This window comes from Streptomyces qaidamensis (assembly GCF_001611795.1).
GTDB classification, from domain to species: Bacteria; Actinomycetota; Actinomycetes; order Streptomycetales; family Streptomycetaceae; genus Streptomyces; species Streptomyces qaidamensis.
Genome location: NZ_CP015098.1, coordinates 4,558,557 through 4,576,803, shown reverse-complemented (window position 1 = coordinate 4,576,803; position 18,247 = coordinate 4,558,557). Strand labels below are relative to the sequence as shown.

General features: G+C 70.1%; 20 protein-coding genes and 1 tRNA gene. 18 read left to right on the top strand and 3 right to left on the bottom strand.

What is annotated here, in order from left to right; all coding sequences use genetic code 11:
• Positions 1 to 5: 5 nt before the first annotated feature.
• From A4E84_RS20200 to A4E84_RS20140, 13 genes are all read left to right on the top strand, one after another.
• Positions 6 to 317 (top strand): minor capsid protein, encoded by a 312-nt coding sequence (locus tag A4E84_RS20200; protein ID WP_237304960.1) that lies wholly within the window; start codon positions 6 to 8, stop codon positions 315 to 317.
• Complete coding sequence (locus A4E84_RS20195) at positions 314 to 754, top strand: minor capsid protein (protein WP_062927925.1); 441 nt, start codon at positions 314 to 316, stop codon at positions 752 to 754. Before A4E84_RS20200 ends, A4E84_RS20195 begins: the two co-directional genes overlap by 4 nt.
• 10 nt (positions 755 to 764) lie before the next feature.
• On the top strand, positions 765 to 1,238 hold the full coding sequence (locus A4E84_RS20190) for a phage tail tube protein (protein ID WP_062927924.1): 474 nt from the start codon (positions 765 to 767) through the stop codon (positions 1,236 to 1,238).
• A complete protein-coding gene (locus A4E84_RS20185) occupies positions 1,238 to 1,762 on the top strand; it encodes a DUF7426 family protein (RefSeq protein ID WP_062927923.1) in 525 nt (174 codons plus the stop codon). Before A4E84_RS20190 ends, A4E84_RS20185 begins: the two co-directional genes overlap by 1 nt.
• Before the next feature lie 214 nt (positions 1,763 to 1,976).
• On the top strand, positions 1,977 to 5,030 hold the full coding sequence (locus tag A4E84_RS20180) for a phage tail tape measure protein (RefSeq protein ID WP_062927922.1): 3,054 nt from the start codon (positions 1,977 to 1,979) through the stop codon (positions 5,028 to 5,030).
• A complete protein-coding gene (locus tag A4E84_RS20175) occupies positions 5,030 to 8,824 on the top strand; it encodes a hypothetical protein (protein WP_062927921.1) in 3,795 nt (1,264 codons plus the stop codon). The genes A4E84_RS20180 and A4E84_RS20175 overlap by 1 nt, the downstream gene beginning before the upstream one ends.
• 12 nt (positions 8,825 to 8,836) lie before the next feature.
• Entirely contained in the window at positions 8,837 to 9,343 is a 507-nt protein-coding gene (locus A4E84_RS20170) for a hypothetical protein (RefSeq protein WP_159029596.1), read from the top strand.
• Between the two features lie 13 nt (positions 9,344 to 9,356).
• Positions 9,357 to 9,572, top strand: coding sequence for a hypothetical protein (locus A4E84_RS20165; RefSeq protein ID WP_062927919.1), 216 nt, complete (start codon positions 9,357 to 9,359; stop codon positions 9,570 to 9,572).
• Positions 9,573 to 9,639: 67 nt separating this feature from the next.
• A complete protein-coding gene (locus A4E84_RS20160) occupies positions 9,640 to 9,945 on the top strand; it encodes a hypothetical protein (RefSeq protein ID WP_062927918.1) in 306 nt (101 codons plus the stop codon).
• The gene (locus A4E84_RS20155; protein ID WP_062927917.1) at positions 9,945 to 10,805 is read left to right on the top strand and encodes a peptidoglycan recognition protein family protein; all 861 of its coding nucleotides are present in this window, start codon (positions 9,945 to 9,947) and stop codon (positions 10,803 to 10,805) included. Before A4E84_RS20160 ends, A4E84_RS20155 begins: the two co-directional genes overlap by 1 nt.
• Before the next feature lie 58 nt (positions 10,806 to 10,863).
• Positions 10,864 to 11,130, top strand: a complete 267-nt coding sequence (locus A4E84_RS20150) for a hypothetical protein (protein ID WP_062927916.1) — start codon at positions 10,864 to 10,866, stop codon at positions 11,128 to 11,130.
• Positions 11,130 to 11,564, top strand: coding sequence for a hypothetical protein (locus A4E84_RS20145; protein ID WP_062927915.1), 435 nt, complete (start codon positions 11,130 to 11,132; stop codon positions 11,562 to 11,564). The genes A4E84_RS20150 and A4E84_RS20145 overlap by 1 nt, the downstream gene beginning before the upstream one ends.
• Positions 11,564 to 11,836: a hypothetical protein gene (locus A4E84_RS20140; protein ID WP_062927914.1), complete on the top strand. Its 273-nt coding sequence runs from the start codon at positions 11,564 to 11,566 to the stop codon at positions 11,834 to 11,836. Before A4E84_RS20145 ends, A4E84_RS20140 begins: the two co-directional genes overlap by 1 nt.
• 41 nt (positions 11,837 to 11,877) lie before the next feature.
• Here A4E84_RS20140 and A4E84_RS20135 read toward each other — a convergent pair whose 3' ends face one another.
• Positions 11,878 to 12,546 carry an HAD family hydrolase gene (locus A4E84_RS20135; RefSeq protein WP_079129032.1) on the bottom strand — a complete coding sequence of 223 codons (669 nt, stop codon included), beginning with the start codon at positions 12,544 to 12,546 and terminating at the stop codon, positions 11,878 to 11,880.
• An 81-nt stretch (positions 12,547 to 12,627) separates the two neighbouring features.
• On the opposite strand from A4E84_RS20135, the gene A4E84_RS20130 reads away from it, so the two are divergent.
• From A4E84_RS20130 to tgmC, 5 genes are all read left to right on the top strand, one after another.
• A complete protein-coding gene (locus tag A4E84_RS20130; RefSeq protein ID WP_062927913.1) occupies positions 12,628 to 13,830 on the top strand; it encodes a helix-turn-helix domain-containing protein in 1,203 nt (400 codons plus the stop codon).
• Positions 13,831 to 13,940: 110 nt separating this feature from the next.
• Positions 13,941 to 14,519 (top strand): hypothetical protein, encoded by a 579-nt coding sequence (locus A4E84_RS20125; RefSeq protein ID WP_062927912.1) that lies wholly within the window; start codon positions 13,941 to 13,943, stop codon positions 14,517 to 14,519.
• Between the two features lie 123 nt (positions 14,520 to 14,642).
• Positions 14,643 to 14,933, top strand: coding sequence for a putative ATP-grasp-modified RiPP (gene tgmA / locus A4E84_RS20120; protein ID WP_062927911.1), 291 nt, complete (start codon positions 14,643 to 14,645; stop codon positions 14,931 to 14,933).
• The gene (gene tgmB, locus A4E84_RS20115) at positions 14,930 to 15,877 is read left to right on the top strand and encodes an ATP-grasp ribosomal peptide maturase (protein WP_062927910.1); all 948 of its coding nucleotides are present in this window, start codon (positions 14,930 to 14,932) and stop codon (positions 15,875 to 15,877) included. The genes tgmA and tgmB overlap by 4 nt, the downstream gene beginning before the upstream one ends.
• Positions 15,874 to 17,001: an ATP-grasp peptide maturase system methyltransferase gene (tgmC, locus tag A4E84_RS20110; RefSeq protein WP_062927909.1), complete on the top strand. Its 1,128-nt coding sequence runs from the start codon at positions 15,874 to 15,876 to the stop codon at positions 16,999 to 17,001. The genes tgmB and tgmC overlap by 4 nt, the downstream gene beginning before the upstream one ends.
• On the opposite strand, the gene A4E84_RS20105 is transcribed toward tgmC, so the two are convergent.
• Together A4E84_RS20105 and A4E84_RS20100 are read right to left on the bottom strand one after the other, a co-directional pair.
• Positions 16,982 to 17,245 (bottom strand): helix-turn-helix domain-containing protein, encoded by a 264-nt coding sequence (locus A4E84_RS20105; protein ID WP_062927908.1) that lies wholly within the window; start codon positions 17,243 to 17,245, stop codon positions 16,982 to 16,984. The genes tgmC and A4E84_RS20105 overlap by 20 nt on opposite strands.
• Before the next feature lie 893 nt (positions 17,246 to 18,138).
• A tRNA-Ile gene (locus tag A4E84_RS20100) sits at positions 18,139 to 18,212 on the bottom strand.
• Positions 18,213 to 18,247 lie beyond the last annotated feature (35 nt).

Genomic DNA, 18,247 nt, shown 5'->3' with positions numbered 1-18,247 from the left:
CGGGCGTGCAGAGGGAGCTGCGGCAGGCTGCAGCCCGCGGTCTCTTTCTCGGCGCCGAGCACGTCCTCGGCACCAGCAACGACAAGGTGCCGCTCGACGAGGGCACCCTGCAGCACTCCGGTACGGCCAGCGTCGACGAGGCCGACCTGACCGCAATGGTCAGCTACGACACCCCGTACGCCGCCAGGCAGCACGAGGAACTCGATTACGAGCACGCGCCCGGGCGCGAGGCGAAATTCCTGGAGAACGCCCTCAACGCCGAGCGAGGCGTAGTTCTCGCGCTGGTCGCCGCGGAGATGCGGCGGGCGCTGCGGTGAGCGCCGAGACACACGACGTCGACCTGCTCCAGGGCGTCGCCGAGCTCCTGGCCGCCGCCGAGGTCGGCGTCTACGACCCCTCGGGTGCGCTGCCCGCGGGCGCCACGGGGATCGTGCTCGGTCGCATGCCGGACGGCCCGGATCGAGCGATTGCCCTGAACCCCTACCCCGTGGCCGACGACGACTCCACTGACTCGGTCACCGGCGTCCAGGCGCGCATGCGCGCGGGCACGAACGTGCTCGACCTGGTCCAGCTCGCCAACGACGTGTTCTCCGTCCTGCACAACCGCGACACCTGGCAGGCCCGCGGTGTGCGGGTGGAGATCTCCTGGCGCAACTCCCAGGCCTGGATCGGCCAGGACACCCGCGGCCGCATGGAGCTGGTCGCGAACTACTACTTCCGGACGGTCAGGTCCGGGATCCGTCTGAACGACTGAGGAGGACCCTGTGTCGACCCCCACGGAGGAGACCGAGCTCGCACGCGAGTGGCGGCTTGAGATCAACATGGGCACGGACGAGACGCCGGACTGGCAGCTCTGCCCGGGCGTCCGCGAGTTCCAGCCCGCGAGCGAGCCGAACATCGAGGATTCCAGCGACTACGACAGCGAGGGCTGGAACGGCAACGAGAAGACCGCCCAGTCCTGGGAACTGTCGGTCACGATCCGCCGCAAGGCCAACAAGGCCGTCAAGGTCTACCACCCGGTCCACGAGAAGATCCGCCTCGCGCACTTCGCCTACGGCGACGCCAACAAGATCCGCCTGCGGTACATGAACCGCGATGGGCTCCCGGAGGCGTACCAGGGCAAGGCCATCCCGAACTGGCAGCCCGCCGGCGGCGAGCACACCGCGCTCGGCGAGGTGGAGATCACCTTCACGGGCGACGGTCCGCTCACCCCGATCACGAACCCGCTGGCGCCCTGATGGGCGGCACCTTCGAGGCACTCGACGACTTCCTTGAGGAGGGCCTCGACCTGCCGGTGAAGCGCAAGGACGGCGAGGTCAGGACGTACCACATCGCCGACCCGTCCGCCGAGGCTGGCGTCAAGATCGAGCGCATCACGTCGTACGCCGCGCGGCTGGCCGCCGGCGGCACGAGGCCGGGGACCAAGGTCCTCGACGACGACGAGGAGATCGACCTCTACCGCCTGTGTCTGGGGGATGCCTACGAGCCGCTCCTGGCCGACGTCTCCTGGTCCATGTTCAAGCACGTCGCGCTCACGACGATGTTCTGGGTCACCACGGACCGCGACACGGCCCTGGAGTACTGGCGTACCCGGCAGCACCCGGGAAAAGCGCCGAGGAATCGGGCGGAGCGACGGCAGGGGAGGCCCGGTACCTCGGAGTCGGCCGAGGCGAGTACGACCCGGTCACCGGCCTCTACGAGTGGTACGAGGGCGGGCTCCCGACGCCGAAGCGGGCGCGGTCGGGGGCGCTCAGGAACCTGACGTGGGAGCGGCTGCTGGAGCAGTGGCCGCTGATCGAGGCGGACCTGCACGACGTCTACGGCATCGACGTCGAGGACGGCATCCTCCGCCGACGGACCTGGCGGTGGCTTCAGGTCCGCATCTTCGGCCTGCTGTCAGCCGAGACCCGCCTGTACCGGCATTTCGCACCACCTCCTGAGGACCCCCAGCACGCCCCCCGCCGAAGGAGGTAGCCGTGGCGCTGACCGTCGGCGAGCTCAACGCCATCCTGTCCGTCGACGACCGGGCGATGGACCCCGCCCTGCGCCGCGCCGAGAACGCCATCCGCTCCTCCGGGCAACGCATGGGAGACGAGGCAGAACGCGCCGGGCAGGACGCGGGCGAGGAACTCGGCGACGGCATCGTCCGCGGAGTTGATGGCCGCCTGCGCAACGCCCGCGGACAGTTCGTCGCCGCCGGCCGCCGCGGGGGTGACGCTGTCGGCGAGGGCCTGACCGACGGCGCGGCCGACGGCGCCGACCAGGCCGTCGAGCAGACCACGTCCCGCATGGACCGGCTGAAGTTGGCCGCAGCGGGCGTCGGCCTGGCCGCCGGTGCGCTGCTGATGGACTCCTTCGCGCAGGCGATGGAACAGACGCAGATCACCGGCCGTCTCGCCGCCCAGCTCGGGGCGACGCCGGCGGAGGCGCAGCGGTACGGCAAGCTCGCGGGCGAGCTGTACGCGGACGCGGTCACGGCCGACTTCCAAAGCGCCGCGGACACGATCAGCGCGGTCATGCGTGCGGGCATCGCCCCGCCGGACGCGACGGAGGCGCAGCTCAAGCGGATCTCCACGCAGGTCTCCGACCTGGCGACCACGTTCGACCTGGACTTGGGACAAGCCGCCAACGCTGTGGGCCAGACCTTGAAGACGGGGCTGGCGAAGAACGGCACTGAGGCCGTGGACGCCCTCACCGCAGGCCTCCAGCGGATGGGCCCGCGCGCGGATGACATCGCCGACACGTTCAACGAGTACAGCACCATCTTCCGCAACCTCGGCTTGGACGTCACAACGACCACCGGTCTGCTCACCCAGGGCATGGCCGCGGGCGCCAGGGACACGGACGTGGTCGCCGACGCCCTGAAGGAGCTGACCCTGATCACTCAGGGCGGCGGCAAGGCCGTGGACGAGGCGTTCGGCAAAATCGGCCTGTCCGGGAAGAAGATGCAGTCCGCGTTCTCGGAGGGCGGCCCAGCTGCACGCAAGGCGCTGGACGAGATCTTCGACCGGCTCCGCAAGGTGAAGGACCCCGCCGACCGGGCGAGCCTGGCGGTCGCCCTGTTCGGGACGAAAGCCGAGGACACCCAGAAAGCCCTCTTCAGCCTCGACCCGTCGAAGGCAGCCGACGCGCTCGGCAAAGTCGGCGGCAAGGCCGACGAGATGGGCAACAAGCTGCGCGACAACTCCGGCGCCAAGCTGGAGGCCTTCAAGCGGGGCATGCAGCAGAACCTGATCGAGTTCCTCGGTGGGGAGGTCGTCCCCCGGCTGCAGGGCCTGTTCTCGTTCATGGGCGACAACAAGGGCCTCGTCATCGGCCTGGCCGGGGCGATCATCGCTCTGGGCTCCGCCTTCGCGATCGCCTCGATCGGCGTGTGGGCCATGAACTCCGCGATGCTCGCCAACCCCATGTTCTGGATCATCGCCGGAATCGTGGCGGGACTCGCGGGCCTGGTCCTGCTGGTCGTCACCTACTGGGACGACATCACTTCAGCCACGGGCACGGCCTGGGACTGGGTGGTTGGCAAGGTCACCGGGGCGAAGAACCTCATCCTCGCCGCGATCGCTTACCTCGGCACGATCCCCGGCAAGGTGTCGAACTGGTTCGGCCAGATGAAGGACTGGGCGATCAAGAAACTGCTCGCCCTGGTCGCGTGGATCACGGGCCTGCCGGGCCGGGTGTCGTCCGCGGTCTCCAGCATGGCGTCGAAGCTGGCCGAGCGGGCAGCGGCTGCTTGGCAGGCCTTCCAGGTCGCCACGGCGAAGAAAGTCGTCTCGTTCATCAGCTACGTCCGTGGCCTCCCGGGCAAGATCTCTGCCGGGATCGGCTCCCTGAACCGGCTGCTCGTCTCCAAGGGCGTCGCCGTGGTTCAGGGCCTGTGGTCCGGTATCCAGTCGATGGGCGGCTGGATCAAGTCCAAGATCCTCGGCTGGGCGCGCTCGACCATCCCGGGCCCGATCGCCAAAGCGCTCGGGATTGCGTCGCCGTCGAAGGTCACGAAAGCGCAGGGCCGCTGGATCGCCCGCGGTCTCATCGACGGCCTCACCGGCTCGTCGAAGCAGGTCAAGGCCGCCTCCACGAAGCTCGCCGACATCGTCCGCGACAGCATGAAGCCGGGCAAGAAGCGCTCCAAGGCGCTCGGCATCATCTCCGCAGGCACGAAGCGGCTGCTGCAACTGGCCGGGCAGGAGGCCAAGCTCGCCGCCCGGATGAAGGCAGCGACGAAGAAGGTCGCCGACCAGATCAAGGCCCGCGACAAGCTCGCGGCGGACGTGAAGAAGGGCGTACTGGAGGGCGCCGACGTCACCAAGCAGGACACCGGCGGCTGGCCGCAGACCGCCGAGACGATCCTCGCCGGCCTGAAGTTGGACCGGGCGGCGGCCGAGACGTTCGCGAAGAACTTGGCGACGCTGCGGAAGAAGGGCGTGTCCGCGGACCTGATCGCGCAGATCGCCCAGGCCGGGGTGGAGCAGGGCTCGTCGGCCGCTGCCGCTCTGGCCAACGCCAACAGCAGCCAGATCAAACAGATCAACCAGGAGCAGAAGCTCCTTGTGTCGGCTGCGGGCTCGGCCGGTTCGGCCGCGGGCAACGCCATGTACGGGGCCGGAATCGCCGCCGGGCAAGGCCTCGTGAAGGGCCTGCAAATGCAACAGAAGGCGATCGAGAAGCAGATGCTCATCATCGCCAAGGGCATGTCCAAGAGCATCCGCAAGGCCCTGGGGATCAAGAGCCCGTCGCGGGTGATGGCGCTGGTCGGCCAGTACACCGCGCAGGGCCTCATCCGTGGCGTGGAGGGACAGCGCTCGGCCGTCAACCGCAGCATGGCCAGCCTGGTGGAGACGCCGGCGCCGGGCTCGTGGGACATGGCCGGCAGCCGTGCCCGCGCGGCCGCGTCGCAGCGAGTCGTGCTGGAACTCCGCTCGTCGGGCCGGGCGGAGGACGACTACCTGATGGAGCGGATGCGGCGCGGCATCCGGAAGAAGGGCGGCGGCGACGTCGGCCTGGTACTGGCGGGACGGAGGTCTGGCTGATGGCGTTCCCTGAGGACCCGTTGGGCACGATGGTGGAGTTCGCCATCGGCGGGGTGTGGACGGACGTCACGCAGCACGCGCAGCTGTCAGACATCATCACCCACAAGCGCGGCCGCTCGGGCGAGGGGCAGGCGGTCGACCCGGCCTCCTGCTCCCTCGTCCTGCGCAGCCCGGACGGCTTGTACTCGTGGCGCAACCCCCGCTCGCCGTACTACGGGAAGCTGGGTCCGAACACGCCGATGCGCGTGTCCGTACACGCCAGCGACCGGTACCTGTGGCTGCCGGACACCGCGGGCAACGGGGCCTCCACGCCGGACGTCGCCGCCCTCGACATCGTGGGCGACCTCGACATCCGCATCGACTGCACCCTCGACCGCTGGATCTCGACCGGCACGCTGCGCGAGCTGTGCAGCAAGTACCTCGTCACTGGGAACCAGCGGTCCTGGGCGATCTTCACCTCGACCGCCGGGAAAATCACTTTCCGGTGGACGACCGACGGTTCCATGATCCAGCAGTACGACTCGACCGCGCCGCTCCCGGTCCTTCCCTCGGGGCGGCTCGCCCTTCGCGTCACGCTCGACGTGGACAACGGGGCCGGTGGCCACACGATCACCTACTACACCGCTCCGACCATCGCGGGTCCGTGGACACAGCTGGGCACACCGGTGGTCAACTCGGGGGCCACGTCGGTGTTCTCGTCGAGCGCTCCCGTCCTCGTCGGTGACACCGTCGAGCTCGGCTTCGAGCGGCCCGCCGGCCGGATCCATGCCTTCGAGCTGCGGTCCGGCATCAACGGAACGATCGTCGCTGCTCCGGACTTCTCCCTGCCTGCGGCTGGCGCCGCCTCGTTCGTGGACGCGGCGGGCCGCACGTGGACGCCCGCGGGCGGGGCGGAGATCACCAACCGGCAGGTGAGGTTCAGCGGCGAGTACTCCGACTGGCCCGCCCGCTGGAGCAGGGGCGGGCACCTCATCCGCGTTGAGGGTGAGGGCGCGGGCATCCTCCGCCGCCTCAACCAGGGCAAGAAGTTGCTGCAGAGCACCCTGAGGCGGCGTATCCCGTCGGATTCCACCCTGCTCGCCTACTGGCCGATGGAGGACGACTCGGCGGCCACCCAGGCCTACAGCCCGGTGCCCGGCGTCGCTCCCATGAAGTTGACAGGGTTCGACATGGGGGCGGACGACTCGCTAGGCGGCTCGTCGGCGCTGCCTGTCCTCCAGCCCGGGGGTTCCCTCTCGGCGAGCGTGCCGCCGCCCGCCTCTGGCACGGGCCCGTGGCACGTCGAGCTGGTGAACTTCATCCCGGCCGCTCCGGTCGCCCAGGCCGTGCTGTACGAGATCGTGTGCTCCGGCACGGGCAACCGCTACCGGGTCCGCGTGCAGACCAACAACGTGCAGCTCCAGGTCCTCGACGCCGACGACAACCAGCTGCTCCTCACCAGCACCGGCGCAGGATCCGGCCCGTCCTTCTTCGGCAACTGGAATAGGGTAAGGATCTTCGCCCGCCAGAACGGCGGCAACGTCGACGTGGACCTCGGCTGGCTGAACGCCGCGAACAGCAGCGGCGGCCACTTCCACACCGGCAGCTTCGCCGGCACGGTCGGCCGGGTCACCTCGATCCGGTCGTCGTTCGGCGCCGGCCTGGAGGGCACAGCGATCGGCCATGTTGGCGTCTTCCAGGCCAACAACACGGCCATCTACAACGACGCCGACAACGGGTTCGGCGGCGAGCTGGCCGCAGCGCGGCTGACCCGCCTCGCTGCCGAGGAGTCTCTGTCGCTCATCATCACCGGTGACCCTGCCGAGACGGCCGCCATGGGCGCCCAGCGTCCGGCGACCCTGCTGGAGCAGCTGGAGCAGTGCGAGCAGGCCGACGGCGGGACCCTCGTCGAGGACCGGTCCCGGCTGGGGCTGCGCTACCGGACCCGCGCCTCGCAGTACAACCAGACGCCGAAGCTCACGCTGTCCTACGAGTCGAAAGGCTTGGGCGCGCTGGAGCCGGTCGACGACGACTCCAACCTGCGCAACGACGTCACGGTGGAGCGGATCGGCGGGAGCTCCGGCAGGGCGGAGCTCACCAGCGGCCGCCTGTCGGTGCTGGACCCGCCCGACGGCGTCGGACGGTACGACGACAGCGTCACCATCAACCTCTTTACTGACAGCCAGACCGAGCCGATGGCGCACTGGATGATGCACCTGGGCACGGTCGACGAGGCCCGCTACCCAGTGGTCACCGTGCGGCTGCACAGGGCCCCGTCGCTGATCTCGACCGTCCTCGACATGATCGAGGGTGACCTGATCCGCATCACGGACCTGCCGGACTTCCTGCCCCCAGGGCCGGCGGACTTGATCGTGCAAGGCCTGACCGAGCGCATCGGGGTGCGCACGTGGGAGATCGATTTCGTGTGCGCTCCGGGCTCACCGTGGCGTGTCGGTGTCGTTGAGGATCCGGTGCTGGGCCGGGTCGACACCGACGGCAGCCAGCTGGTCGTCGCGGTCGACGAGGACGACACCACGCTGACCGTGCGGGCCATCGACGGCATCCCGTGGGTCACCGCCCTGCCACCCCTCACCGCGAACCCGTATCTGGAGACGGACCTGGCCGGGTGGTTCGGCAACGGCGGCACCCTCGACCGCGTGGCCGCGCCGTTGCCCGCGCCGTTCGAGGGCGCGTGGGCGATGCGCCTGGTCCCGGACGGGGTGGCGCAGTTCCCCAACGCTGGTTCCTCCACGGTGCCGGTGACGGTCGGCCAGCAGTACGTCATCTCCGGCTGGCTCCGCTGCGCCACAGCCCGGACCGTGAACCTCAACCTCAACTGGTTCACCACCGGAGGCGCGTACCAGTCGACCAGCGCCTCCGGGCTCGCGGTCCTGGCCAACACCTGGACCTGGTTCGAGCTGACCGCGACAGCCCCGGTCGGGGCGCTCACGGCAAACGCGGCCCCGACCGTGGCGAACTTCCCTCCCGCGGCGGACGTGCTGTGGGTCCACGGCGTGACCATCCGCCCGGCCGGGGGCAAGCCCGCCGAGTTCCCCTTCGACGTCCAGCTCGGCGGGGAGCACGTCACCGTCGACGCCATCGCGGACTCGGTCCGGGATGCCTTCGGCCGGACCGTGGCCGCCGGCAGTTGGGGGCAGGCGGACTCAGGCCAGGCCTGGACCGTGACCCCGAGCGCGGACCACAGCGTCGGAGCCGGGTACGGGGTGGCGGCGCAGCCGAGCACAGGCATTGCGCACCTGGCCCTGGTGCCGGCGCCGAGTGCGGACGTGGATCTGTATGCGGATGTTGCGGTGTCGGCTCTGGCGACGGGTGCGTCGGTTTTCACTGGTCCCGTCACGCGCGCGGTGGACAACAACTCCCTGTATCAGGCGAGGGTGGAGATCACGACCTCTGCGGGCCTCCTGCTGACCGTGCGCAAGCGGGTCGGCGGAACGGAGACCCAGCTCGCCACGTACACCAGCACCCTGACGCACACGGCAGCGACGTTCTACCGCGTCCGCTTCCAGGCGATCGGGACCGCGCTGAAGGCGAAGATCTGGCTCGCTACCGACCGGGAGCCGGATCTGTGGCAGATCGAGGTGTCCGACACCTCGCTGACGGCGGCCGCCAGCATCGGCGTGCGCTCGTTCCGGAACACCGGCAACACCAACGCCGGGCTGGAGACGCGCTTCGACAACGTCCGCATCGCCAACCCGCAGGTGTGGACGGTGCGCCGCAGCCGCAACGGCGTCGTGAAGGCGCAGACCGCGGGCACGGACGTCCGGCTTGCCACTCCCACCGTCGTCGCCCTGTGAAGGAGGAGCATCGTGCCGTACGAGCCGTGGCAGCCAGGTATGCGACTGACCGCGGGGCGACTGCGGTCGATCTCGCCGACCTGGAGCGACTGGGTGCCGGTGTGGACCACGAGCACGGGGGTGAACACCCCGAGTTTCGGCAACGCGGCGGTCATCGCTCGCTTCGCTCAGTCTGCCCTGACCGTGTATTGGCGTATGGAGATCACCTTCGGGGCCACCACGAACTTCGGCGGTGGCGGCGCCAGCGACAACTGGCGCTTCAGCCTGCCGGTCAACGCCGCGGCGACCTCGCTCATCGCGGGGTACGGAGAGATCTCCGACTCCAGTGCTGGGCTCGGCTCCCGCATGGGTGTCCGGTCCAGGCTGACGACGGCCACCACGATGGAGATCGAGATGGCGGCAGGCCGCATCGACTCGGCCGCAGCGGCAGGTGTCGGTCTGATCGACGCGGCCTCGCCGTGGGCGTGGGCGAGCGGAGACACGATCCGTGTCTTCGGCGAGTACGAGGCTGCGGCCTGATCGGAGGAACCCCGTGCAGTTGCAGTATCCCTACGTTGAGATCGGCGCTTCAGACGTCCTTCAGCCAGAGGCCGCCTGCACTGTTCTGCTCCAGTTCAGCACCGAGGGCTCCGGCATCGCCGGAGTGTCGGAGCAGGACATCGTGGACGCGGTGAAGGCGCATCTGGCGCAGCTGCCCAACATCACGGTGAACGCCCATCGGTATGAGGTGACGGCCTCTCCCGCCTGAGCGCACCCCCCTCTTTCAGAGCCCCGAGCCGCCCGGCCGGGGCTTTTCTCATGCCCTGGAGGGCCACGTGAAGCCATCGATCGGACGCATCGTCCACTACACCCTCAGCCAGGCGGACGCCGACCAGATCAACCAGCGCCGCAAGGACTTCCACGAGAGCCGCAGCGCCTCCAACCGCACCGGCTTCGTCGGCCACACCGGCAACTGGGCGGCCGAGGGTGACGTCTTCCCGGCGATGCTCGTGCGCGTCTGGAAGGAAGCTCAGATCACGGTAAACGCCCAGGTGTTCCTGGACGGCAACGACATCTTCTGGGCCACCTCACGCGCCGAGGGCAACAAGCCGGGCACCTGGGCCTGGCCGGAGCGTGTGTGATGGCCTGGTACACGGAAGCGGTCCGGCTGGAGCTCCAGCCGGAGGCCCGCGAGCAGCCCAAGATCAGACCGACACAGGTCATCTTCCACAGCATCGTCGCCCCGTGGGACGAGCACCGCCTGTACGCCTACTGGAAGAACAGCACGTCACTGGAGAGCCACTTCGGTGTCGACTTCGACGGGTCGATCGGCCAGTACCTGTCCACCACCACCCGCGCCGACGCCAACTACCAGGCCAACCTGCGCGCGGATGGCTCCGGCGCGATCAGCGTCGAGACCGCCTCCAACACGAAGGCCAGCGACCCGTGGACGGATGAGCAGCTCGACGCCCTGGCCGACCTCGGCGTATGGGGCCACCGCACCCACGGCATCCAGCTGCGGGCCTGCCGCAGCGGCTCGGACTCCGGCTACGGCATCCACCGCATGTTCCCGCAGTGGTCGCCTTCCGGGACCGCCTGCCCGGGCGAGAAGCGCGCCGCGCAGTTCCGCGCCGAGCTGCTGCCCGAGATCCTCAAGCGGGCCGGGAAGCCTGCCGCCCCCGCGCCGGGTGGCACGAAGAATCCGTCCGTCTCGCTGCGGCACATTCAGGCCGCGCAGCGCCGCGACCCGGGCCTGCCCCAGGGCGGCACCACCTACAAGGCGGAGGGCCTGGTCGTCGAGACCGCGCTGTACCGCGAGGGCCTGCTGGCGAAGCGCTGGATCGACGGCTCCCTCGGCTCCCGGACCCGGCCGGCCGTCAGTGAGTGGCAGGAGAAGTGCGGTTACCGCGGCCGGCGGCCCGGCGAGCCCGCGGACGGGCACTTCGGCAGGGACTCCCTGACGCGCCTCGGCCAGAAGCACGGCTTCCGCGTAACGGCCTGATCAACCTCACCGTCATCGGCTGCGCCAGCTGGCGCAGCCCGTCTGAATAGAGGACCACATGTCCCAGCTCAACCTTCCTGGCGCCGAGACCGTCGTGAAGACGGCGAAGACCTACGCCAGAGACCTCGCCGAGCGCACCCTGGCCACGGCCGTGGTCGCAGCGGGCGGCGTCGCCATCGCGGCGGGCCCCGGCGACATGTTCCACGCCAGCTTCTGGGAGACCATGGCCGCCGCGGGCATCGCCGCGGGCGGCACCCTCATCAAGGGCATGCTCGCCAGAGCGTTCGGCACGAGGAACTCCGCTAGCCTCGCCAAGGGCGTCTGATGTGGGGCGCGGCGGTGGCGCGGCGGTTCTCCCACCGCCGCGCCTTCCTCGTCGTCCTCGGCCTCGGCTGGGCTGGATACGGCGGACTGGGCATCATCGGCCAGCCCCGCTACGGGACCGCCCGCGGCCTGGCCGACCTCACCCGGTACGTGCCCGGCGGCCTCGACACCCTCGGCTGGATGTGGGTGGTGTGCGGAGCCGTCGCCACGTTGGCCGGCCTGCTCGCCGGGTGCCCGCGCGCACAGGCCGCCGGGTACGTAGCGCTCGCGGTTCCCGGCGGCCTGTGGGCCGGGGTGTTCTCAGCCGCAGCAGCGAGCACGTACCCGCCGGCCGTGGGCAGCGCATGCGGGTGGGGGGCGTTCACCATCGGCGTGGTGCTGGTGTCCGGCATGGACGATCCGCCCCCGCTGCACCTGAGAAAGGCGAGACGCTGATGGATGTGGGGGCACTGGTCGGCGGCGCCGTCGCCCTGGTGGTGGGGCTGCTGTCGTGGACGCAGAGCCGGGCGACGAACCGGCGCTCGGACTTCATGGCGATCACCGACCGGCTCGACCGCGAGGTCAAGGAGGAACGGACGCAGCGCAAGCTGCTGACCCGCGCCTACCTCGACCTGCACCGCTGGGCGCGACGCGTCGGCCCGGACACCTCGGCAGGGCCCGCACCCGAACCGCCAGCTGACCTCGACCTCACCCCCTGGCACCTGTGACTGCGCCCCCTCTCGCCCTTCGGGCGGGAGGGGGCATTTCGTCATGCCCGGAGAGCAGCGAGGGCCCTGCCCGTATCGGCCAGGTCGTCCAGCACCACTTCCGCGCCGACGTCCCACAACTCGCTCGCCGAGGTCTTCCCCGTGGCGACAGCAACCACTCGTACGCCGGCCTCCAGGCCCCCTGCCACGTCGGCCGGGGTGTCTCCGACGAACACAGCGGCGGCCGGGGCCACATCCGACCGCTTGAGTGCGGCGTGCAGCAGCTCGGGGCGGCCTTCCCCATCCTCGCCGTACGCCCCGTTATCGAGTCGCAGGTAGGTGTCGAGGCCGAAGACGGCGAGCTTCACTTCCGCGGCCTGGTGCACGTTGCCGGTCACGACAGACTGATGCACGCCCCGTTCCGCGAGGGCCGCGAGCACCGCGGCGGCGCCGGGCAACGCGTGGCCGCGCTCTCGCAATTCCGCTGCACGTCGAACGTGCACCGCGCCAAGGGCGTCAGCGAACCGCGCGAACAGGTCGTCGCTGTATGGGAGGTCGTGCAGGCGTGCGGTTTCACGCAGGATCACCCTCTCCGTCGATCCGGTCACGGATGCCTGCTCCCGCAACGGCACCCCCGTTACCTGCTCGAACGCCTCGCCCCACAGCTCGCCGCCGAGTCCCCGAGTCGCCATCAACGTGTGGTCGATGTCCCACAACACCAGTTCTGGCACCAGCGTCTCCCGTCTTCACGAACTCCCGGTCCCCACGCAGCGGGCACCCTACGCTCAGAACAAGGAGCGAGGAGTGGGCGCATGGTTGCAGCAGACCTCCCCATCGGGGACCGGATCCGGCACTACCGCGGCGGCCGCCGGCAGGATGCCGTGGCCGGGCTGGTGGGCATCTCACCCGACTACCTGTCGCAGATCGAGCGCGGCCTCAAGGTGCCTTCGTTGCCCATCCTGTACGCCCTCGCACAAGAGCTGGGAGTGCCCACGGCCGCCCTGCTGTCGGAGCAGCCGCCGGCCGAGGCGGAGACGACAGACACCGCCGAGGCCGCGGTCGGGCGGGCACTCCTCGGCTACGGCCCGGCCCTAAGCGCCCCGCCCGTATCGGCAGCCGCGCTGAGGGACCGGGTGGAGGCTGCGTGGCAGAGCTGGCAGACCGCGGGCGACCGTTTCACCAGAGCCGCCGAGACGCTGCCCGGCCTGGTCGCCGATACTGAGCACGCCGTACGGGCCGCCCGGGCGGGTGCGGACCAGGCGGAGCGCCGCGCCGTACTCCGAGCGGCCGCAGACCTGTACTGCCTGCTCCGCTCGTATCTGCGCCGCACCGGCCGCGTAGATCTGGCCACGCTCGCCGCCGACAGGGCCATGCGCGCGGCTGAGGACGCCGACGACCCGCTGCGGATCGCCGCCGCCCAGTGGAACCTCGGGCATGTGCTGCTCGCCGCAGGCCAGCCCGGCGAGGCTGAGGCATTGGCGTTGCGGGCCGCTGAGCAGGTATCCGCCGCGCGAGTAGCGGAGGCTGACCGAAAGGCGATGGGCGGTGCTCTGCAACTCGTCGCGGTGGTCGCCGCCGCCCGCCGACGCCGGTGGTGGGAGGCTCGGGAACGGCTGAGGGAACACGCGGCGCCCGCGGCGCGCGCCGTGTCCGACAGCAGCAACGTCGCCTGGACCGTGTTCGGGCCTACAAACGTGGCGCTGCACGCCGTGTCCATCGAGATGGAGGCGGGCGAGACCGGAGAGGCGCTGCACACTGCGGACGCCATCGACACCAGTGGGCTGCCCTCGCTGGAACGGGAGTTCACCTTCGGCCTGGAGGTCGCGGCCTGCCACAGCCAGCGACGGGATGACGCCGCGGCGCTGCTGTCCCTCCTGGGACTGGAGGCGATGGCCCCGGAGGACCTGGCCCGGACGCCGCTCGCACGGCAGCTGGTTCTGACGGTGATCCGCAGGGCCCGGGCAATGCACGCCCGGCAGGCCGAGCAGCTGGCGCTACGCATCGGGCTCGTGTAGAGCCCGGCGAGCCTGTGGCTCACCCGAACTGTCAGCTCGGGTCAGCACGACTGCTTCTCCCTACGGTCGCGTGTGTGAGGCGGACCACATGCGACAGGGGAGGCGCGAGCATGACCAGCGACCACAGCCAGCAGGCCTTACGGCCCGTCCATGCCGCGCCCGGCGTGCTGGTCCACCCTGCCGCGGACCGCCGTCTTGCCACCGAGCACTGGCTTCTGTCGACCCTGCCGGCACACGGCCGCGCCCGGGCTCGGCTGGAGTGGGAACAGCACGACGTGGCGATGCTGCCGTTGGGCACCCTGTTCTCCGCTGTGCGCATCCCGGGGCGACTGGTGGTCGCCCTCACCGCCAGCACCGAAGCCGCCCAGCTGGACGCGTTCCTGGGCGAGGCACTCGACGGCGGCCCGGTCATCTGCGACCCCCACCACGAGCGGTACTACGCGGTGGTCCCCGCCAGCATGCCGACGACGTGGCACGTAGCCGTCGACGAGTGGCGTACCTCGGACGTGGACTGCCTCGGCCGCGGCAGCTACCTGGGCGTTCCGCGACCCGACGTTGCCGGAGCCCCCCGCCGGACCACCTACTGGTCGGTGCCGATGGATTCGGCCGCGGCGCTGTGCAGGCCGCTGGCGGTAGCCCGGCTGATCGCCGCTGGACGGCACTGCCTGGCCGCCGAGCCGGAAGCATGAGTGGCGCTGGCCGCGTGGCGACTTGAGCTCGCCCTAAGACTCCCGCCCCGGTCCCCAACCCTGGACAGGTCTAGCGCCGGGGCGGGTCTCGCACGCACCACCACGACGACACAGAGGAGAGGCATGTTCGTTCACTCCGACCGTCTGCCCACCAGCCCCGCCATCCCGCAGGGCCTCGTCACCGCCCGCCCCTGGGGGCTCGGCCGCATGGCGCCCTACCCCACCATGGCGCCCGCCTACGCCCGCGCCGAGCTGGACCCAGCCACGCAGACCGCCCGCTTCTACGACGGCGCCAGCCAGGTGCTGGAGATGGGCAAGCACGGCACGTCCACCGGTACGAGCCCGTCGACCGGCACCAGCCCGGACGGCCAGGGCGGCGGCGACACCGACACGAGCAGCGACAGCGACCAGTGAGCGTTCCGCGTCCGGTGCTGGTCGTCACCAGCCTGCACGACCCCACCGCCGACGTGGTGATCGGCGAGCTGCACGGCCGGGGTGTCCCGGTCGTGCGGCTCGACTCGGGGGACTTCCCCGCATCACTGTCGGTGGAGGCCGAGATCACCGAGCACGGCCTCCGCGGCCGTCTCCTCACTCCCTCCCGCACCGCGGACCTGGCGGGCATCCGCTCCCTGTACTACCGGCGCCCGTCCGGCTTCGCGTTCCCGCACCTCGACGAGCAGGACGCCCGGTTCGCCATCACCCAGGCCCGATACGGGCTCGGCGGAGTCCTGGCCTCACTGCCCGGCTGCTTGTACGTGAACCACCCGCACCGCATCGGGGACGCGGAGTTCAAACCGGCCGGGCTGGCCACGGCAGCAAAGGCCGGGTTCCTGGTACCGCCCACGCTCGTGACCTCCAGCCCCGACGCAGCGCGAACCTTCATCAAGGCGCACAGCCCGGTCATCTACAAACCGCTGTACAACCCGGTCCATCTCATCGACGGTGTCTCGTCCGTGGTCAAGGTCGCCGAGGTGGCTGAGGCGGACATCGACGACGCCGTCGCGGGCACCGCGCACCTCTTCCAGCAGCGCGTCCCCAAGGTCGCCGACGTGCGGGTGACCGTCATCGGCGCCGAAGTGTTCTGCGTCCGCATCGACTCCGACCTCCTCGACTGGCGCACCGACTACAGCCGACTCACCTACACCCCCGTCGAAGCGCCGCCCGGAATCCGGCCGGCGCTCCACCGCTACATGAACCGCTTCCGCCTCGTCTTCGGCGCTTTCGACTTCGCCATCGGCGAGGACGGCCGATGGTGGTTCCTGGAGTGCAACCCCTCCGGCCAGTGGCACTGGCTGGAGGACGAGACCGGCCTGCCCATGTGCGCAGCCCTCGCAGACCTCTTGGAGAGGACACCGTGACCGACCATGAACAGCTGCACCAGCAGCTCATCGACAGGATGGTGATCGGCGGCAGCCTGCGCACCGAGCCGTGGAGGCGCGCCGCCGCGGCCGTCCCCCGGCACGAGTTCCTGCGCGGCGGGTACTTCCGGCGCGTGGCCGGGCCGCAGTTCCACTCGGCGTGGGAACCGGTGCAGGCAGGCGACGCGGACTGGCTCGAAGGATGCTACGCAGACGAGAGCCTGGTGACTCAGATCGCGGGCACGATCGTCCCGGAAGACATCCGCGGCCCGATCACGCGCGAGCCCACGAGCTCCAGCACCCTGCCGTCCCTCGTGCTGCGCATGTTGGAGGACCTCCAGGTCGAGGACGGGCACAAGGTGCTGGAGATCGGGACCGGCACCGGCTACTCGACCGCCGTGCTCTGCGCGCGGCTCGGCGCCGGCAACGTCACCTCAGTCGAGTACGACGAGCGCGTCGCTTCGCGGGCCCGGGCGGCCCTCGGCCGCCTCGGCACGTACCCGACACTCGTCACCGGCGACGGGCTCCTCGGCCACGGCGCGGGCGCACCCTACGACAGGGTCATCGCCACCTGCGGCGTGCGCACCGTGCCTCATGCGTGGATCGAGCAGACCCGCCCGGGCGGCCTGATCCTGGCGACCGTTTGCGGATGGCTCGGCTCCTCGGAGCTCGCGCGCCTGACGGTCCATGAGGACGGCACTGCGTCCGGCCGGCTGCTGGGCGGCGCCGTGTCCTTCATGCTCGCGCGCCCGCACACGCCGCCGCCGCTCGGCCTGCTCCCCGACCTCGACGACGGCAAGGAACGCGAGACCGCCATTGGCACCGAGGTGCTGGAGAACTGGAGCTCCCGGTTCGTCGTGCAGCTCGCCGTGCCGGACGCCCAGCGGCTGACGATGCAGCGGGACGGACGGACTGAGGACGTCCTGGTCGATGTCGCCACCGGCTCCTGGGCCGCGGTGTATTCAGAGGGCGGACGCTGGCTCGTCCGGCAGGGCGGCCCGGAGCCGCTGTGGGACACCGTGGAGGAGCAGTTCGGCAGCTGGTGCGCGGCCGGCGCCCCGACTGTGGAGGAGTTCACCGTCACCGTTGCTCCGGAGGGCCAGGTTATTCGCTGGCGGCCCTGAAGCCCTGTCGGGCTACCAGCTCCGCAAGGTCTACGCCGATCGCGTCGGCGATCCGGATGAGCGTGTCCAGCTTCGGCGAGGCGTGCCCCTGCTCGATACGGCTGTAGGTCGCGACGTCGATGCCTGACCGGCTGCAGACCGCCTGCTGGGTCAGGTTGTGGTGCTCGCGGACGTGACGGATCTGCTCGCCCACAGCGCGCCGGCGGGCGAGGACGCGAGCGTCGGGCGGTGTGGGACGTGGCACACGTCCACGCTCCCGATCCCATGATCAGTAGTGATTAGGGTTAACCCTAATTTGCGTGATCTTGCAGTACACGGGCACTTGATCGAATCGCTGCCTTAAAGGCGAAGAGACCCCCGGGGCGCCCGTCGCCCCGGGCGGCGGGACAGTGTGATGTGCGTCCGCTGCTCCCGCAAGGCGCTGGCCAAATATGGCTGAGCGCAACCGCCCCGCCCTCCGTGCTGGAGGGCGGGGCGGTCTAGTCTTTTCAGGGCGCCCCCTGCCGAGCTATGCGGCAGGGGGCGCCCCTTTCCGGTCGGAGGCCTCCCGAGCTCTCCGACCGGGCTTGTTCTGGGGCTGTGCGTCAGGTGGACGGGTGGGGGTCACGTCCGCCTCCCCAACAGGCACTTTACCCACGCGTGGCCGGTTTTTGCAGGCAGTGGGAAGCGGTTACACATTGCCCACACAGGCAGTTCGACCACTCTTGTGCATTTATGCACCCGCTACTACCGAGTAGTTCAAGACAAAAAATCCGACCGGTCGCCCGCTTTTGTGGGGGCCGTGTTGACAGCGCGCTATCACGATGTCGCCGCCTGCATATTCGGATGGGCGTTCGATTACACTGCCAGGCAGGCTCCGGTCGGGCTCGGGAGGTTCCGGCCGGATGGCGGACACCCCCTGCCGCGTGAATCGGCAGGGGGTGTGCTGCAAGCGTAGACCGAAGGGCCGACATCCCCCTTGGGCACAGAGATCCGCCTGTCGGCACGATTCGCGGGTCGCCGTCAGCTACAGGCGGCCGCTTTCGTGCTCAACTCGGCGGCGTTACGGGGTAGTAGCGGGGTAACAAGATCAACACATGTAGAAGCCCGGTAGATCCTGAGGACCTACCGGGCTTCTCACCTGGCGCTTTGCCGCTGTGGGGCTAACAGGATTTGAACCTGTGGCCTCATCCTTATCAGGGATGCGCTCTAACCAACTGAGCTATAGCCCCGCCGCGCTTTGCGGTGTGTCCCGCGCGCTGACTCC

Bases quoted from the DNA above. Each gene is read 5' to 3' on its own strand.
- tgmA (WP_062927911.1), top strand. From the start codon at position 14,643: ATGTTCGTTCACTCCGACCGTCTGCCCACCAGCCCCGCCATCCCGCAG.
- A4E84_RS20185 (WP_062927923.1), top strand. From the start codon at position 1,238: ATGGGCGGCACCTTCGAGGCACTCGACGACTTCCTTGAGGAGGGCCTC.
- A4E84_RS20125 (WP_062927912.1), top strand. From the start codon at position 13,941: ATGACCAGCGACCACAGCCAGCAGGCCTTACGGCCCGTCCATGCCGCG.
- A4E84_RS20140 (WP_062927914.1), top strand. From the start codon at position 11,564: ATGGATGTGGGGGCACTGGTCGGCGGCGCCGTCGCCCTGGTGGTGGGG.
- A4E84_RS20145 (WP_062927915.1), top strand. From the start codon at position 11,130: ATGTGGGGCGCGGCGGTGGCGCGGCGGTTCTCCCACCGCCGCGCCTTC.
- A4E84_RS20155 (WP_062927917.1), top strand. From the start codon at position 9,945: ATGGCCTGGTACACGGAAGCGGTCCGGCTGGAGCTCCAGCCGGAGGCC.
- A4E84_RS20175 (WP_062927921.1), top strand. From the start codon at position 5,030: ATGGCGTTCCCTGAGGACCCGTTGGGCACGATGGTGGAGTTCGCCATC.
- A4E84_RS20150 (WP_062927916.1), top strand. From the start codon at position 10,864: ATGTCCCAGCTCAACCTTCCTGGCGCCGAGACCGTCGTGAAGACGGCG.
- A4E84_RS20130 (WP_062927913.1), top strand. From the start codon at position 12,628: ATGGTTGCAGCAGACCTCCCCATCGGGGACCGGATCCGGCACTACCGC.